General features: G+C 49.7%; 14 protein-coding genes. 3 read left to right on the top strand and 11 right to left on the bottom strand.

All coding sequences use genetic code 11. The annotated features are described in order from the left end of the window. The first annotated feature begins 11 nt into the window (after window positions 1-11). Entirely contained in the window at window positions 12-1,550 is a 1,539-nt protein-coding gene (locus tag AC3WTP_RS03065) for a glycine betaine uptake BCCT transporter (protein WP_492393109.1), read from the top strand. A gap of 65 nt (window positions 1,551-1,615) precedes the next feature. On the opposite strand, the gene dnaJ is transcribed toward AC3WTP_RS03065, so the two are convergent. The 5 genes from dnaJ to hrcA form a co-directional block, all read right to left on the bottom strand. Further along, window positions 1,616-2,743: a molecular chaperone DnaJ gene (gene dnaJ / locus AC3WTP_RS03060; RefSeq protein ID WP_492393108.1), complete on the bottom strand. Its 1,128-nt coding sequence runs from the start codon at window positions 2,741-2,743 to the stop codon at window positions 1,616-1,618. 88 nt (window positions 2,744-2,831) lie between these two features. Continuing rightward, on the bottom strand, window positions 2,832-4,664 hold the full coding sequence (gene dnaK, locus AC3WTP_RS03055; protein ID WP_492393107.1) for a molecular chaperone DnaK: 1,833 nt from the start codon (window positions 4,662-4,664) through the stop codon (window positions 2,832-2,834). Between the two features lie 73 nt (window positions 4,665-4,737). Further along, entirely contained in the window at window positions 4,738-5,304 is a 567-nt protein-coding gene (grpE, locus tag AC3WTP_RS03050) for a nucleotide exchange factor GrpE (protein WP_492393106.1), read from the bottom strand. Window positions 5,305-5,372: 68 nt separating this feature from the next. Next, entirely contained in the window at window positions 5,373-6,935 is a 1,563-nt protein-coding gene (locus AC3WTP_RS03045) for a TCP-1/cpn60 chaperonin family protein (protein WP_492393105.1), read from the bottom strand. 51 nt (window positions 6,936-6,986) lie between these two features. Beyond that, a complete protein-coding gene (gene hrcA / locus AC3WTP_RS03040) occupies window positions 6,987-8,015 on the bottom strand; it encodes a heat-inducible transcriptional repressor HrcA (RefSeq protein ID WP_492393104.1) in 1,029 nt (342 codons plus the stop codon). Window positions 8,016-8,446: 431 nt separating this feature from the next. Between hrcA and AC3WTP_RS03035 the strand changes: the two genes are divergently transcribed. Beyond that, complete coding sequence (locus AC3WTP_RS03035; RefSeq protein ID WP_492393331.1) at window positions 8,447-9,157, top strand: DUF421 domain-containing protein; 711 nt, start codon at window positions 8,447-8,449, stop codon at window positions 9,155-9,157. A gap of 66 nt (window positions 9,158-9,223) precedes the next feature. Here the strand turns inward: AC3WTP_RS03035 and AC3WTP_RS03030 are convergent, their stop codons facing one another. From AC3WTP_RS03030 to gpr, 6 genes are all read right to left on the bottom strand, one after another. Next, on the bottom strand, window positions 9,224-9,688 hold the full coding sequence (locus AC3WTP_RS03030; RefSeq protein WP_492393330.1) for an N-acetyltransferase: 465 nt from the start codon (window positions 9,686-9,688) through the stop codon (window positions 9,224-9,226). 221 nt (window positions 9,689-9,909) lie between these two features. Next, window positions 9,910-11,160, bottom strand: a complete 1,251-nt coding sequence (hemW, locus tag AC3WTP_RS03025; RefSeq protein ID WP_492393329.1) for a radical SAM family heme chaperone HemW — start codon at window positions 11,158-11,160, stop codon at window positions 9,910-9,912. Window positions 11,161-11,201: 41 nt separating this feature from the next. Further along, window positions 11,202-13,022 (bottom strand): translation elongation factor 4, encoded by a 1,821-nt coding sequence (gene lepA / locus AC3WTP_RS03020; RefSeq protein WP_492393103.1) that lies wholly within the window; start codon window positions 13,020-13,022, stop codon window positions 11,202-11,204. A gap of 125 nt (window positions 13,023-13,147) precedes the next feature. Beyond that, window positions 13,148-13,591 (bottom strand): hypothetical protein, encoded by a 444-nt coding sequence (locus AC3WTP_RS03015; protein WP_492393102.1) that lies wholly within the window; start codon window positions 13,589-13,591, stop codon window positions 13,148-13,150. Between the two features lie 45 nt (window positions 13,592-13,636). Further along, window positions 13,637-14,935 carry a stage II sporulation protein P gene (gene spoIIP / locus AC3WTP_RS03010; protein WP_492393101.1) on the bottom strand — a complete coding sequence of 433 codons (1,299 nt, stop codon included), beginning with the start codon at window positions 14,933-14,935 and terminating at the stop codon, window positions 13,637-13,639. A 231-nt stretch (window positions 14,936-15,166) separates the two neighbouring features. Continuing rightward, window positions 15,167-16,168 (bottom strand): GPR endopeptidase, encoded by a 1,002-nt coding sequence (gpr, locus tag AC3WTP_RS03005; protein WP_492393100.1) that lies wholly within the window; start codon window positions 16,166-16,168, stop codon window positions 15,167-15,169. Window positions 16,169-16,362: 194 nt separating this feature from the next. Between gpr and rpsT the strand changes: the two genes are divergently transcribed. Then, complete coding sequence (rpsT, locus tag AC3WTP_RS03000; protein WP_458568612.1) at window positions 16,363-16,635, top strand: 30S ribosomal protein S20; 273 nt, start codon at window positions 16,363-16,365, stop codon at window positions 16,633-16,635. Window positions 16,636-16,642: the final 7 nt, after the last annotated feature.

Genomic DNA, 16,642 nt, shown 5'->3' with positions numbered 1-16,642 from the left:
AGGGGATCACTATGGTTTTTATCATATCGACTATCATCATACTAGGTTTCGTAATCTGGGGGTTCCTAGAGCCTCAAGGCTTAGCTGAAGCTGCAGCTATTGCGCTTGCCTTTACAGCTAATCGCTTCGGCTGGTTCTATCTCATTACTGCGTTGATCGTACTGGTCTATATGCTATTTCTCGCATTCAGCAAGTATGGGTCAATTCGGTTAGGAGATGACGATGACGATCCAGAATATTCGAATGTATCTTGGTTTGCCATGCTATTTAGTGCGGGAATGGGAATAGGGCTCGTCTTCTGGGGAGTTGCTGAACCGATAAGCCATTTTATGAATCCGCCTGAAGCTGAGCCCTTCACCGTCGAAGCGGCGCGAACAGCTATGCGCTATTCCTTTTTTCATTGGGGACTGCATCCTTGGGGCATATATTCGCTCGTTTCGCTGGCGCTCGCCTATTTTACATTCCGCAAGGGCTATAGAGGATTGATAAGCTCAACCTTCCAGCCGCTGCTCGGTGATCGTATCAACGGACCAATTGGCAAAATGATCGACATATTAGCCGTTATCGCAACAGCCTTCGGAGTAGCTACTTCACTTGGTCTTGGAGCGATGCAGATCAATGGCGGACTAACGCATGTATTCGGCATTCCGAGCAATACAGTGGTTCAGCTCTGCATTATATCCGTCGTGACTGTCCTGTTCCTGATATCCTCTATATCAGGATTGGACAAAGGGATTCGGCTCCTGTCCAACATCAATCTTATCATTGCCGTTGGATTGCTGCTCATCACGTTGCTGCTAGGCCCAACCTCGTTCATTTTTGATATGTTTACAACTACGCTCGGAACGTACCTGCAAGAAATTATACAAATGAGCCTGCGCCTGACTCCCTTTGCCGATGATCTATGGATCGCGGAGTGGACCCTATTCTATTGGGCATGGTGGATCGCATGGGCTCCATTCGTCGGTTCCTTCATTGCACGCGTGTCTCGCGGACGAACGATTAAGGAATTCATACTCGGAACACTGCTGCTGCCGAGCGGCTTCAGCTTCGTGTGGTTCGCTGTATTCGGCTCCACCGCGCTATATCTGGAGGTATTTCAGAAGGCCCCTATCGTAGAAGCTGTCAAGCGCGATCTGACATCTGCTTTATTCATTACACTAGAGCAGTTGCCTGCTGGTACGATGCTTTCGATTCTTGCGATTGCTCTGATCGTCACCTTCTTTATAACATCTGCTGATTCAGCCACCTTCGTGCTCGGCATGATGTCCTCTCAAGGCAATCCGAATCCAAGTACGGCGATTAAGCTGACATGGGGTATCTTTACATCCCTAATCGCTTCCGTACTGTTACTGAGCGGCGGCCTAGATGCCTTGCAGACCGCATCGATTATGACTGCGCTGCCGTTCGCTGTCATCCTGCTCTGCATGATTGTCTCGCTCTCCCGTGCGCTGCGGGAAGAAGATCGAGAACGACGCAAGAAGGAGAAGATACGTCGCAAGCAGTTGGAGCGATTATTGCTGGAACGCGAGGATCAACAACAGATGTGAGGCGTTGTATGAAAAAGAGGAAGTCCTACGTCATAAACATGACGGTAGAACTTCCTCTTATCTTGTTATTCGCCTCGGAAAGCACGCTTCATACGTTCAAAAAAAGATTGCTCATGAGCGCCATTCGTTGCTTCTCCGCCAAGAGCCGCATATTGACGCAGCGCTTCCTTCTGCTCTTCGTTCAGCTTGGTCGGCGTGACGATGATAACCTTAACATGCTGATCGCCATTGCCATTGCCGCGCAAATGAGGAACACCCTTGCCGCGCAAGCGGAATTGCGTACCTGTCTGCGTGCCTGCAGGAATCTTCAACTTCACTTTGTCGTGCAGCGTCGGAATCTCCAGCTCATCGCCAAGCGCGGCTTGAGCAAAGGTTAGCGGCACCTCGCAATAGATATCATCATCCTCGCGTTGGAAGAATTCGTGCGGCTTCACTCGAATTACAATATATAGATCGCCCGCAGGACCTCCACGCTGACCGCCTTCGCCTTCACCGTTCATTCGCAGCTGCGCGCCGTCGAATGCACCTGCAGGAATCTTAACATGAATCTTGCGGTTCTTCTTCACAGCACCTGAGCCATGACATGTACCGCACTTTTCACGAACAATCTTCCCTTTACCTTGACAAGTCGAACAAGCGCGTCGATTGACCATACGTCCGAATGGCGTATTTTGCTCAACCTGCTGTTGACCGCTGCCATGACAAGTTGAACACGTCTCCGGCTTCGTGCCTGGCTTCGCACCGCTGCCGAAGCAGGTATCGCACTGTTCCGTGCGCGGAATCGTGATGTCCTTCTCGACACCGAACGCCGCTTCCTTGAATTCAACCTGCATCGTATATTGCAGATCTCCTCCGCGCTGCGGAGCGTTCGGATCGCGACGGCCGCCACCGCCACCGCCGAAGAACATATCGAATATATCACCGAATCCGCCGAAGTCGCCGGAGAATCCGCCGCCTCCCATACCTTGATTCGGATCAACGTGACCGTATTGGTCATACATCGCACGCTTCTGACCGTCGCTTAGAACGTCATAAGCTTCTTTTACTTCTTTAAATTTATCTTCAGCATCCTCAGCTTTATTGACATCCGGATGATATTGGCGCGCAAGCTTACGATACGCTTTCTTGATCTCATCCTCGTTAGCGCCTTTGCCTACGCCAAGCACTTCATAATAATCGCGCTTATCTGCCACTGTTCCACCTCTCTCTCCATACCTCTATGCCAGACAAAAGGAAAGTCAAAGCCGAGTATGATCCCGGCTTTGACTATTAAGGCGACGCTTATTTCTTATCTTCGTCTACGACTTCGTAGTCCGCGTCAACCACATTGTCTTTCTTAGGCGCGCCTTCAGCTGCGCCTTGCTCTGCTTGCTGTGCTTGAGCAGCCTGCTCATACAGCTTTACGGACAGCTGCTGAACAACTTCCATCAGCTCGTCAGTTGCCGCTTTGATCTCGTCAGCATTATCGCCTTCAAGCGCTTTTTTCACTTTCTCTTTAGCTGCATTAGCCTTTTCAACTTCAGCCGCATCAGCCTTGTCTCCAAGATCCTTCAGCGTCTTCTCCGTTGTATATATCATTTGGTCGGCGCTGTTCTTCACTTCGACCATTTCTTTACGTTTGTTGTCTTCTTCCGCATGCAGCTCAGCTTCCTTCATCATGCGGTCGATTTCTTCATCCGTCAAACCGGAGGAAGAAGTGATCGTGATGTTTTGGCTCTTGCCTGTTCCTTTATCAAGAGCAGAAACTTTAACGATACCGTTCGCATCAATATCGAACGATACTTCGATTTGCGGCACACCGCGTGGAGCCGGTGGAATGTCGGACAGGATAAAGCGGCCTAGCGTCTTGTTGCCGGAAGCCATCGAACGCTCACCTTGAAGGACATGGATTTCTACGCTTGTTTGGCTATCTGCGTATGTCGAGAACACTTGTGATTTCTGAGTAGGAATCGTAGTGTTGCGTTCGATCATCTTCGTGAATACACCGCCTGCTGTCTCGATACCGAGGGAAAGAGGCGTAACATCAAGCAGAACGACGTCTTTCACGTCACCAGTCAAGACACCTGCTTGAACAGCAGCGCCAAGCGCTACAACTTCGTCAGGGTTAACGCCTTTATATGGATCTTTACCCGTCAGCTTCTTGATTGCTTCTTGAACAGCCGGGATACGAGTGGATCCGCCGACAAGAACGATCTTGTCGATTTCAGCTGGTGTTAAGCCAGCATCTTGCATCGCTTGACGAGTTGGTCCAAGCGTGCGTTCAACCAATTGATGAGTAAGCTCGTCGAATTTAGCACGAGTCAAGTTCATTTCCAAGTGCTGAGGTACGCCGTCTACTACTGTAATGAACGGAAGGCTGATTGTTGCCGTCAATACGCCGGACAATTCTTTCTTCGCCTTCTCTGCAGCATCCTTCAGACGTTGAACAGCTGCTTTATCCTTGCTCAGGTCAATGCCGTTCTCTTTCTTGAACTCTTGAACCAAGTATTCCATAACCACATCGTCAAAGTCGTCGCCGCCAAGACGGTTGTCGCCGCTTGTAGCTTTAACTTCGAAGAAGCCGTCGCCAAGTTCAAGAATGGATACGTCGAACGTACCGCCGCCCAAGTCATATACGAGGATCGTGTGGTCTTCACCTTTGTCAGCGCCGTAAGCCAACGCTGCCGCAGTTGGTTCGTTCACGATACGCAGCACTTCAAGACCCGCAATCTTACCAGCATCTTTAGTCGCTTGACGTTGGGAGTCGTTGAAGTAAGCAGGAACGGTAATAACCGCTTGCGTTACCGGTTGTCCCAAGTACGCTTCCGCATCGGACTTCAGCTTTTGAAGAATCATCGCGGAAATTTCTTGTGGAGAATACGACTTGCCTTCGATAGATTCCGAATGGCTAGTACCCATATGACGCTTGATAGAGCTGATCGTACGATCAGGGTTCGTGATCGCTTGACGCTTCGCTGTTTCACCGACGATGCGTTCACCGTCTTTCTTGAAGCCTACAACGGAAGGAGTTGTACGCGCACCCTCTGGGTTAGGAATAACAACCGCTTCGCCGCCTTCCATAACTGCAACGCAAGAGTTCGTTGTACCTAAGTCAATACCAATTACTTTGCTCATGAAACTAGAGCCTCCTTAATTCTTCAACATATTATATGTTAGGGATAGATTCTCAATCTGTTACGCTTGCTTGTTACATACTTACTTTAACCATGGCCGGACGCAGAACGCGGTCCTTCAACATATAACCCTTCTGCACTTCCTCTACCACGAAGCCTTCTTCATACTCATCACATTCCACCTGCATAATCGCTTGGTGGAACTCTGGGTTAAATGGCTGACCGACAGCGTTCATCGCGGTCACACCTTCTTGCTCCATTACTTGCTGGAACTGGCGATATATCATATCGACACCCTTGGCAAATGACCCTAGATCGCCTTCCGCCACGTCTGCCGCTAATGCGCGTTCAAAGTTATCCAGCACGGGTACAAGCTCGGTTACAAGCTTCGTGGATGCATACTTCGCGAGATCTTCCTTCTCCTTCATCGTGCGGCGGCGGAAATTATCAAAGTCCGCTTGAACGCGCAAATAGCGTTGGTAGTTCTCATCGGCCAATGCTTTCGCAGCATCGAGTTCGGCTCCAGCAGCATCAACATGTGCTTCACCAGCTGGTTGATCCTCTGTGATCACTTCTTCCATGATTGGAGTCTCTTCATTCACAGCTTCGTTGGTCTGGATATCTTGTTGTTCTGATTTCAAACTTCTTCACCTCCCCTAAGTGGTTAACGATCGTATTGATCTATATGAATAGATGCTTATTCACATCTTCATACATCTTCTCTCATCTTGATCACAGTGTGGATGCGAAGCACAGCCGCAGCCACTTCGCCTGCGGCGGCCAAGGCATGCAGCTTGACCTGCGCCGGATCCATGATTCCGGCATTCCGCATATCCATTAAGCCGCCGCTGTCGCAATTGATGCCGATCGAGTCGGAGCCCGACTGGATCATGGCGGAACGCGCTTCCTCGAGCTTCTCCAGCGGGTTGAAGCCGGCGTTCAGCACCATCTGCGCCATCGGCTTGCGCAGCGCCTCGGCTACCGCCGCGATGCCGAACGCCTCCATGCCGCGCACCGTATCGCGCACGCGCTCGAGCGCATACGCTACGGCGAGCTCGGCGGAGCCGCCGCCCGGCAGCACGCCGCCGCGAATGGCGGCTTGCAGCGCTGCCGCCGCGTCGCCCGCGATGCGCGCGCGCTCGCCGACGACTTCGCGCGTGCTGGCCCCAACAAGCAGGGTCACCTGCTTGTTGGAGTCGCCGCGCTGCGCGGAGCCGCTCGCGTACGGCGGCGCGTACAGCCGCACGCGCTCGAGGCGCTCGTCGTAGCGCACGCCGGCGGCGCTGCCGAGCATCTCGGCGAGCGCGGCGGGCGGCTTCGCCAGCGCCGCGCGCTTGAGCGGCCGCGCCCCTGTCATGCGCGCCACGCGCTTGACATCCTCGCGGCTTACACGCTGTACGACCATCATATCATGGTCGAGACAGAATTGTTCCGCGTCGGGATGTATGCCTCGCTCGAGCACGATCAAGCCGACGTTCAGCTCCTTCAGCACATCCAAGTGGCCGATAAAGCTCTCACGCAGCAGCATGTAGCGCTGGAAGCCCGCTTCCGTCGTTAGAATCTGCTCATCCAATTGCTCGGGCTCCAGTGCATCCTGGAGTACGAGCACACGGCAGCTTCCGCGTTCAGACAGCCACTCGCGATGCAGAGGCATCTGCTTAAGCAGCAGTCCTTCGAACCATTCGTTGCTTGCCTTCTCATGAGCCACGATAGATTCCGCAAATCGATAGCTCGGATCCAGCATACGAGCCCAACCCACCGCGCGTCCGGCTTCAAGCACAAGCTGCACGATATCAATCTGTTCTCTGCCAGCTATATGTACAACTTGACGCAGCCGAGGGTCGTCCCAGCCTTCGAGCTGTTCGGCCCGCTCCTGCAGCCTAGCTCTCGCCTCATCTACGCCCTGCATAATGCCCGCAACTACCTTAGCCGCAGGCACGCCGCGCAGCACCTGATCCAACCCGGCTTGTACAAGCGCGCCAGCTATTACAGTAGCGGTCGTCGTTCCATCGCCAATCTCCTGCTGCTGCGCCCGCGCCACTTGAATGACAAGCCGCGCGATGGGATGACTGACGTCCATCATATCCAGGATCGTCACGCCGTCATTCGTAATCACGACGTCGCCCTGCGGTCCTACCAGCATCACATCAAGACCCTTCGGCCCCAAGGTGCCTTCCACCGCGGAACAGAGCGCGCGCACCGCTTGCGCATTATTCTGGAGCGTCGCAAACCGCTCATCGCTTTCTTGCCAACTATTCACACTTTGAGACATGGCGACGCCCCTCCTTCATTAGAACTTAGCCTTTCGGCTTAACCCTTCACGCTACTTATGCCATCGCTGTAGATAAGCCGCTAACTGCGCGGATACATGATGCATCATATTCATGACCTTCGCATAGTCCATTCTTGTCGGACCCAACAGTCCGATCGTGCCGAGCGGCGTACCGTCAAACGAATAGGTCGCGGTAATCAAGCTGCAGTTTGCGATTGCTTCATGAGTATTTTCATTGCCAATGCGCACTTGCACACCTGTCGACGCTTCCCCCATCACCTTAATCAAGGTTGGCGTCTCTTCCAGAAGGTCCCATATCGTCTTAATCTTATCGACATCCTTGAATTCCGGCTGAGACAGCATGTTTGTCGTTCCGCTCAAATATATTTCACGATGATCTTCATCACCGCTCATTATATTCTCAATGAAGGCAACCATCTCTTGTGCATGTGCCACATACTTCGATAATTCCTGCCCAACCTCTGTGTAGAGCTGCGCACGCAGCTGAATGAGCGGAATACCTGTGAGCTTTGCATTCAAGATGTTGACGACCTTTTCCAGCTCACTCGCAGAAACACCCGGCGGAATGGGAACCGTCTTATTCTCCACATGGCCCGTGCTCGTCACGATAATCGCTACTGCTGTATTCTCATCGAGCGGCAGCAGCTGAAAATGGCGCAGCGACGTGTTGAACATCTCTGGTCCAAGCGCAATTGAGGTATAGTTCGTCAACTGCGCCAACACACTGGACGTATGCTGGACAACCTGCTCCATAGCTGTTATTTTTTCCGCAAACATCGATTTGAGTCGCTTCACTTCTTCAGCTGACAAATTGTCCAGGCGAACCAGATGATCTACATAGTAACGGTAACCCTTCTGAGAAGGAATGCGGCCTGCCGACGTGTGCGGCTGTTCCAAATATCCGAGCTCTTCCAAATCCGCCATCTCGTTGCGGATCGTAGCAGGACTGAAGCCTACATCTCCCCGCTTGGAGATCGTTCTCGAGCCTACAGGTTCAGCAGAGCTGATATAATCATCTATAATCGCTGTCAATATAAGTCGTTGGCGCTCCGTCAACATGTGCATCCCTCCTCTGATAAGTAACTTTCCCTATGCTAATCGCAGTGCCCATTTGTCAAAACGCTAATGTAACGATATAAACAGGCTGCGCCCTAACTGCTCATCAGCAAGCTACGGGGCAACCATCATTTCGAAGATCATTAGCACTCATCTCAAACGAGTGCTAACCAGTAATACAAAAATACCAAACGGACGAGATGATTGTCAAGTCAGTTCGGTACTTTATGCATCTCTATTTCATCGTAACGCTACCGTTTGCTGAAATTTTCGCATTTCTTTCATTTTCACGTAGCAAAGTCCTTGTCTGAATCTAGTTCTGATGCGTGCTGCCACCGATTCAATTCAAGCGATAAGAAGGGTTATACGATGTTAAACATGGCAATAGATAAATTATAAATTTCAATACAAGTACCGGATTAGGATGATGACAGCTGAACCCTATTATTGAGATCGCGTTAAGATCTATACTGGCATTTGGCGTGATGATGGTCATCACTCGATTACTTGGCAAAGCGACCATCACACAAATGACCTATCACGACTTCGTGGCTGCCATTACACTGGGCGCTATAACCGGAAACCTCGCTTTTAATATAAAAATGAGCATGTGGCAGCTGCTGCTTGCTTTAATTGTATTTAGTGGAATTGCATATGTATTAATGCGCTTAGCCATGAGCAGCAGACCTATTCGCAAATGGGTCTCTGGTCAGCCCACTATCCTTATCCAAGAAGGAAAGATTCTAGAGAACAACATGCGCAAGCTGAAGTTTACGCTAGATACGTTAAACCAAGAGCTGAGAGAGAAAAACATATTCAACATCGAGGAAGTTGAGTATGCCGTGCTGGAGCTGAACGGAAAAGTCTCAGTACTACGGAAGCAGGAATTCCTCCCTGTAACACGTAAAGATCTGAACTTGCCGAGCAATACGAAGCAGGTGTTTCCGATCGAGCTGATTATGGACGGTGTAATCATTGAAGACAATCTGCAAGCGAACCATATCGACAAAGACTGGCTGCTCAAGCAGGTCAAGAAGCAAGGCCTGTCTGTTGAAGATGTTAACTATGCGGTAAAAAGCTCAAACGGACATGTGTATTTTGATCCTTACAAGGACAAGATCTCTCATTCAGTGGATCAAGAATAAGACCGCATCTTATATGAAATAGGGCTTCCTTTCGTCATGGACATGACCTATGAGGGGAGCCCATATTCAAGAGTTCAGTACTTTAAGCACAGCTATCTCGTCACAAGCGTGACGTTTATTGCAGTATACGCAATCCTTCCACACCTTCTCTGGGAAGATCTCCTTCTCAACGACTTCAAAGCCATTCTTCTCAAAAAAGCCTACCGCATACGTTAAGGCCATTAAACGCGGAACCTTGCGCTCACGCGCTAATTCAAGTAATTCATCAATGATGAGTGTGCCGATGCCCTGACCTTTATATTCCGGCGAAATGCCTAATGAGCGAATCTCTACGAGATCCGTCCCCAGATGGCAAAGAGAGCCACAGCCGATTAATTGTCCATCCTGCTCAGCCACGATGAAATGTTCTAGCTGATCCAACAGCATCTCACGCGTTCGCGGGAGCATAATGGACTGTTCCGCATAGTTTTGTATTAATTCAAATAAAGACTCAATATCATCCTCAGTCGCTTTTCTGCATCTGGTCTGCATCATTCTGCCCCCCGCCCCAGCTGTTATGGTTTAAATTGGTACAATATAATATGAATGAATATACATCAGACCGTATAGTTTTGCAATAGACAAATAGAAAAATGTTCTTGTCGCCATCCACGGCTTGCGAGTATCGTGCTTTAACAAGAGAAAGAGCCGATACGCTATATTCAGCGCTTCGGCTCCTCTAGGGGTTGTCGTACAAGATGAAGTTGTGTGTATTACTTAACCTGCTCCGATTCAGGGCTTGAAGATAAAGCTCCGATGAAGCTGCCAAACACATTGTTGCCAAACAGAATGCCCCGTTCAGTTAGACGATAGCCATCTGCGGTTTCCTCAATCAGCTTATCGTCAAGCAGCTTGTTCAGCTGCACAGCAAACAGCTCTTCCGGCTTCTTGCCGTCGAACTGTCGTATGAAGCCTTCACGGCTGACCCCCTGCTGCATACGCAAGCCCAGCATCATGAAGTCTTCCATAGCTTCAGCTTCATCCACCTGAGAGGCGTCTATTCTCGGCAATCCTTCACTGCATGCATTAATGTAAGGATTCACACCTTTTACGTTAATATGACGATGGCGCTGAACATAGCCATGCGCCCCCGCACCGAGGCCATAATAATCCTCATTGCGCCAGTACGTCTTATTATGACGGCTTTCGAAGCCCGGCTTAGCAAAGTTGCTGATCTCGTATTGCACGTAGCCGGCAGCCTTCATTCGCTCCATAATGAGCAGATACATATCCAGCTCTTCATCCTCGCTCGGCAGCGGCAGCTCGTTGCGATGATACATCGTGTGGAACAGCGTATTCTCTTCCACCTTCAAGCTGTATATCGAATAATGAGGCAGATCAAGCTCCAGCGCTTTATCGAGGCTATGCTCCATCATCGCCAGCGTCTGTTTAGGCAAACCGAACATGAGGTCAATGGACATGTTGCTGAAGCCTACCTGCCGCGCATTATCAATGCTGCGATAAACATCATCCGTATTGTGAATACGACCTATGCCCTGAAGGAGATCGTTATTGAATGATTGCACCCCGAAGCTGATTCGGTTGACGCCTCCGTCACGCATCACTCGCAGCTTCTCTGCATCTGTCGTCCCCGGATTAGCTTCCATGCTGAATTCAATCGTTTCGCTCCAGTCAGGGAAATGCTTGCGGACGGTTTCGAGAAAGTATGCCATCTCATCCGGCTTCAACACGGTCGGTGTACCGCCGCCTACGAAGATGGTGTCAATTGTTCCTGGAGGATGCAGCTTCACCGTATCCGCCATTTCCTGATTCAGCGCATGCAAATAATCCATAACTGGCTGTCCCTTCAACACATAGGAGTTGAAGTCGCAGTAGAAGCATTTATTGGTGCAGAACGGAATATGAATATATACCGCGCGCGGTGCTCGCTGTAACGTCACGCTTATCCCTCCTTCTTCTGAGATGAACTGTGATGGAAGTTGATGAAAGTCATTCTCACTCATACAAGCAGGAAATGGGGGCATCAGCCCCCATTCACATTAGCTTATTTGGTATCGTCTATCTTCAAGACAGCCATGAAGGCTTCTTGCGGAATCTCTACGCTTCCGACCTGCTTCATGCGCTTCTTACCTTCCTTTTGCTTCTCGAGCAGCTTCCGTTTACGCGAGATGTCACCGCCGTAACACTTGGCAAGAACGTTCTTGCGCATGGCTTTAACCGTTTCGCGGGAGATAACCTTTGTCCCGATCGAAGCTTGTATCGGCACCTCAAACATCTGACGAGGAATAAGCTCGCGAAGCTTCTCGCAGATCGCTCTGCCGCGATAGAAGGCACGGTCGCGATGCACGATAACGGACAGCGCATCTACCTGTTCGCCGTTCAGCAGGATATCCATCTTCACGAGGTTGGAACGGCGGTAGCCGCTCAGCTCGTAGTCGAAAGAGGCATAGCCCTTCGTGCTCGATTTCAGTTGGTCGAAGAAGTCATAGACAATCTCGGACAATGGAACCTGATACGTAATCGTAACGCGAGTCGTATCCAGATACTGCATATCTACAAACTCGCCCCGTTTATTCTGACACAGCTCCATGATCGCGCCTACGAAGTCATTTGGCACGATGATTGAAGCTTTAACGAATGGCTCTTCCACATATTCAAGCTTACCCTGTTCCGGATAGTTGGACGGATTATCGATCTGAATCGTTTCCCCATTCGTCAAGGTGACGCGATAAATAACGCTTGGCGCCGTTGTGATCAACGGAATGTTGAATTCACGCTCAATGCGCTCCTGGATGATCTCCATGTGAAGCAGACCCAAGAATCCGCAGCGGAAGCCGAAGCCAAGCGCTGTCGATGTTTCTGGTTCAAACGTAAGAGAAGCGTCGTTCAACTGCAACTTCTCTAGCGCCTCACGCAGGTCATTATAGTCCGATGTCTCGATCGGATACAGACCGCAGAATACCATCGGGTTGATCTTACGATAACCCGGCAGCGGTTCAAGTGTCGGATTCTTCGCATCTGTAACCGTATCACCGACACGTGTATCGCCAACATTTTTAATACCTGCTACGATAAAGCCGACATCCCCGACATTCAATTGGTCGACCATTGTCATGCGAGGCATAAATGCTCCGACTTCAATAACCTCAAACGTCTTGTTCGTGCCCATCATCTTAATCTTGCTGCCGGCGCGAATCGATCCATCCACAACGCGTACGTATACGATTACACCCTTGTAAGGATCGTAATGAGAATCGAAGATAAGCGCTTTGAGAGGTTGATCCGGAGTCCCAGTAGGCGAAGGCACCTTCTGTACGACTTGCTCCAGTATTTCATGTATTCCTATTCCAGCCTTAGCCGAAGCAAGCACTGCATCAGACGTATCCAAGCCGATAACATCCTCAACTTCCTGCTTGACTCGATCCGGATCTGCGCTCGGCAGGTCGATCTTGTTGATAACCGGGATAATCTCAAGATTGTTATCCAATGCCAGATAAACGTTCGCCAAGGTTTGCGCTTCAATCCCTTGGGCAGCATCCACTACGAGCAAGGCTCCTTCGCACGCAGCCAAGCTTCGAGATACCTCATACGTGAAATCGACGTGCCCCGGTGTATCAATCAGGTTCAAGATATACTCTTCACCGTCATCCGCCTTATAGTTCAAGCGAACGGCTTGAAGCTTAATGGTAATACCTCTCTCACGTTCCAGGTCCATCGTGTCAAGCACTTGAGCTTGCATTTCTCGATTAGACAGCGCACCAGTATACTCCAATATACGATCGGCTAACGTTGATTTACCATGGTCAATATGTGCAATGATGCAAAAGTTGCGAATCTTCTTCTGTCGCGACAGCAGTTCTGTCATTCGTAATTCATACCCCCACTACTGAGCCAATATTCAATTTATCTATTATACCGAAAATAGCTCCCGCCAGCAATGGCAAGGACACACCACTGCATAATTCTAATGATGTGCCCCGTGAATATGTATTAAAATAGCCCGCTAAACAAACCAACAACCGCTTTCATTCCCGCTTCCGACAGCTGCGAAAGCATACCAGCCGCCTTGTCTGCCAATTGATTAACCGGGGCATCTTCGACTGGCTGCAGGCCAAGCGTAATCGGAGGTTCGACTGTATGCTCCTGCTGCGGAACAGTGTCATCGTCAGCCGGCACGTAACGCACCTGTTGACGGTCAACATCAATCCAGATTTCTTCCGGACGCGTACGGTCTGCTGTACCCTGCTTCTGATCATTCAATTCCTTCGCTGCATTCACCGAATCCACACGATTATCTATTCGTTTGCCGGCAGCATCCGCATCCATCGGACCGTATACGCGCTCAATACCTGACTGAGTCCACTCTATCCCCACAAATACACCAACCATCAGAATGATAACGAACGCCATCATTTTCGGAGCTAGTCGCTTCATCGTATCACAACCTCCTCGCCGCCTCTGCAGCAGCATATGATCAAGCTATCCACGCGTTTTCGATGTTTGCCTCTGAACAGAGCCGCTTTCCACGTTCGACAAGTCCTGTTCCTGCTTAGGCTGGTTTACTGGCTGCACGCCCTGCTTCTCATGCACCAGATCCGCAATCAGCTCGGATAGAACCTCTGCGGTTCGATAGCTTTCTTCTAAGGTATTGTCGACCCCGCCAATCTCAACAACTACGCTGTTTGGCGATAATGATTGGTTGTACTCTCCATTGCCTGTAGAAGCATTCTTGCCATATATCCCTCTGGAAATGCCCGGATATCGCTTTTCTAGCTCATTATGGAGAGATGCCGCGAACTTTTCATTCTGCTTCCAGTTCGGATTAAGCTGTCCGATGATAAAGAACACCTTTGCATAATCCTTGCCATTTATCGTGACCGTTGAATTCTTCCGTCTGGCAGCGTCGCGATGAATGTCAAAGAAGAATTGAAGGTCATCATTTTTGTTCATCGCCTCTTTTACGCTCTCACCAGAATACTTATAAGAGAAGTTCCATGAATAGCCCTTAACGGAGGATGCATAATCCTTATCGGAATGTACCGCTCCGATCCCGCGCTTTTCGAGCTGCTCCTGCAAATGTTTGCCCACCTTCGTAATGTTGTCCTTGGCATCATTCGGATTAGTAGACTTCTTATCTATTTCTGGATTCCAAGACTCGCGATTGTGAGAATGATAGATATATACGACCTTATTCAACTTGTTGTCACTTGGGGAAGCATCATTGGGCTGTCTGCCCGAATTCGGGTCAACCAGTTCAAACCCTTCGTTAACCGGAGTCAGATCTTTCGAATCCGGAACGCCGCCATGATCTCGGTCTTCATCTCCCGGAAGCGGTGTAAAGTCAGCAGGGCCTGAAGAATTCAGATTACCGCTTCCTGAGCGCAGCAGCACCGAAGAATCGGATGCCGCGCCTGGAAGCTCACCCGCGAGCATCGTTTTCGGATCCGACGGATTCACATTCGTCACTAGGCGGAACAGCATGTTTGCCACATCGCGCTTAGTTATCGAGATTTCTTCGCCGTCTTCGACTTTCATCGTCGGTAATTCTAACGCCAGCAGCTGTACAAACCACTGCGCCGACAGATGCGAGGCTAGCCCTTTCATTGCAGACGCTGGTGAAGTCTGCAGCTGCTGCCCTACGATTCCGCCGATGCTAATCACGATAATGAAAATAGCCGTAGTCACCGTCATCCACAGGAAGGTTCGGCCGGCTGTTAATAGCTTTGCCCATTTATGCTTCCATCTGGCAATATTAATAGTGCGAAAAGTAGATTTCATCGAATCGTCCCCCTTACCTGATGTTGAGCGCTTCAGGAATAGAATCTATCACATCACACTTTCATAAGCATGCTGTTACTAGAATCTATGAGGACAATGGAAATGATAGAACCAATTTTGTATATGAAAGATCATCTTCATGTACAAATCTTAAAGACAAGGTACTCTGCTCATCGACAAAAAAGGGCCGTTCCAATGGTCATGAATCACACATCAGTCCGCCCCTTATCGTTAATGCGTATATGCCGATACATTGCTCGTATCGACTGCTTCATGCAGCGCAGCGTTCAAGCCGCTGGCGATAATATTCGCTATATCTTCAACGAATTCATCAACTTCCTTCGGTGTCACGATCAGATCATGACCTAGCGGCTCCAACACTTCTTTAACGAGCTGAAGTCGTTCGTTCTCCCCGATCTCATCGAGCATACCTAATATATCGCGTGTCTTATCCGTTTCTTGTTTAAAATGGTTGCTCATCATCTCAATCGCATTGTTCACAATCGTAGAAGCGTAGCACACCGTCGGTACACCGATCGCGATACATGGTATTCCTAAAATTTCACGAGTAAGTCCTTGCCGCTTATTGCCGATGCCAGATCCAGGATGGATCCCGATGTCAGCGATCTGAATCGTCGTATTCACTCGTTCGAGCGCCTTGGATGCGAGCGCGTCAATCGCGATGATGGCATTAGGCTTTGTTTTCTCCGCGATACTCTGTACGATCTCGCTAGATTCGATGCCTGTTATACCTAACACGCCTGGCGCTACTGCACTTACCTCACGATAACCGGGACTTACCTGCTCCGGCATGAGCTCAAAATAGTGCCTTGTCACCATGATATTCTCTACTACTAGCGGTCCCAGCGCATCCGGTGTTACATTCCAATTGCCTAATCCGACGATAAGTATTTTATCTGACGGTTTAATACCAATATCCATCAAGAAGGCTTCAAGCACCTGAGCAAGCTTTGTTGCGACACGATCCTGCAAATCAGAATCCTTGCGACGCAAGCCTGGCACTTCCAACGTTACATATCTGCCGGGCTGGCGGCCGATCGCTCTTGAGCCTGCCTCATTCTGCACATGAATGCTAGTAAGCTTAATTCCATCCTTCTCCTCCGTATGCTCTGCAACACCCGGAATCGCAGTCTGCATATCAGGCTCAGCAAGCTCGCGAGCCTCGAGCGCCAAGTCGGTACGTACGGAGTAATGCTGAAGATCGGCTGTCATCCTTATTCCTCCCGTATTTCCATTATTCACACTTTCCTATTGTGCACTCGGAATTCTATAGTTATGCGACTATATGATGTATTGCTTTTTACTAGCTGTCATGATAAACTACTTTAAGTTGTGAATCATTTCAATCGGACCCGTCTGTGAAATTGATTCTCTAGTCGCATTACGATGCAACGGAGGTGAAAGCAATGCCAAACATTAAATCCGCTATTAAACGCGTAAAGACTAACGACAAGCGTCGTATGCTTAACGCTTCTCAAAAATCAGCACTTCGCACAGCTGTTAAAGCCGCTGACGCAGCTTTGGCTAACAATGAAGTAGCAACAGCTCCTGCAGCTGTAGCGCTCGCTTCTAAAAAATTGGACAAAGCCGTAACTAAAGGCTTGATTCATAAGAATGCAGCTGCTCGTAAGAAATCTCGCTTGGTAACGAAATTGAACGCTTTGCTTGCGCAAGCGTAAGCAAGCC

This window comes from Paenibacillus sp. EB106-04-04-XG159 (assembly GCF_058791835.1).
This window is presented reverse-complemented; position numbering and strand designations above follow the sequence as displayed.

What these genes read in the sequence shown, in the direction of transcription:
- dnaK (WP_492393107.1), bottom strand. Translation starts at nt 4,664, where the DNA reads ATGAGCAAAGTAATTGGTATTGACTTAGGTACAACGAACTCTTGCGTT.
- AC3WTP_RS03030 (WP_492393330.1), bottom strand. Translation starts at nt 9,688, where the DNA reads ATGCAGACCAGATGCAGAAAAGCGACTGAGGATGATATTGAGTCTTTA.
- lepA (WP_492393103.1), bottom strand. Translation starts at nt 13,022, where the DNA reads ATGACAGAACTGCTGTCGCGACAGAAGAAGATTCGCAACTTTTGCATC.
- spoIIP (WP_492393101.1), bottom strand. Translation starts at nt 14,935, where the DNA reads ATGAAATCTACTTTTCGCACTATTAATATTGCCAGATGGAAGCATAAA.
- AC3WTP_RS03045 (WP_492393105.1), bottom strand. Translation starts at nt 6,935, where the DNA reads ATGTCTCAAAGTGTGAATAGTTGGCAAGAAAGCGATGAGCGGTTTGCG.
- hemW (WP_492393329.1), bottom strand. Translation starts at nt 11,160, where the DNA reads ATGAGTGAGAATGACTTTCATCAACTTCCATCACAGTTCATCTCAGAA.
- hrcA (WP_492393104.1), bottom strand. Translation starts at nt 8,015, where the DNA reads ATGTTGACGGAGCGCCAACGACTTATATTGACAGCGATTATAGATGAT.
- AC3WTP_RS03015 (WP_492393102.1), bottom strand. Translation starts at nt 13,591, where the DNA reads ATGAAGCGACTAGCTCCGAAAATGATGGCGTTCGTTATCATTCTGATG.
- gpr (WP_492393100.1), bottom strand. Translation starts at nt 16,168, where the DNA reads ATGACAGCCGATCTTCAGCATTACTCCGTACGTACCGACTTGGCGCTC.
- rpsT (WP_458568612.1), top strand. Translation starts at nt 16,363, where the DNA reads ATGCCAAACATTAAATCCGCTATTAAACGCGTAAAGACTAACGACAAG.
- AC3WTP_RS03065 (WP_492393109.1), top strand. Translation starts at nt 12, where the DNA reads ATGGTTTTTATCATATCGACTATCATCATACTAGGTTTCGTAATCTGG.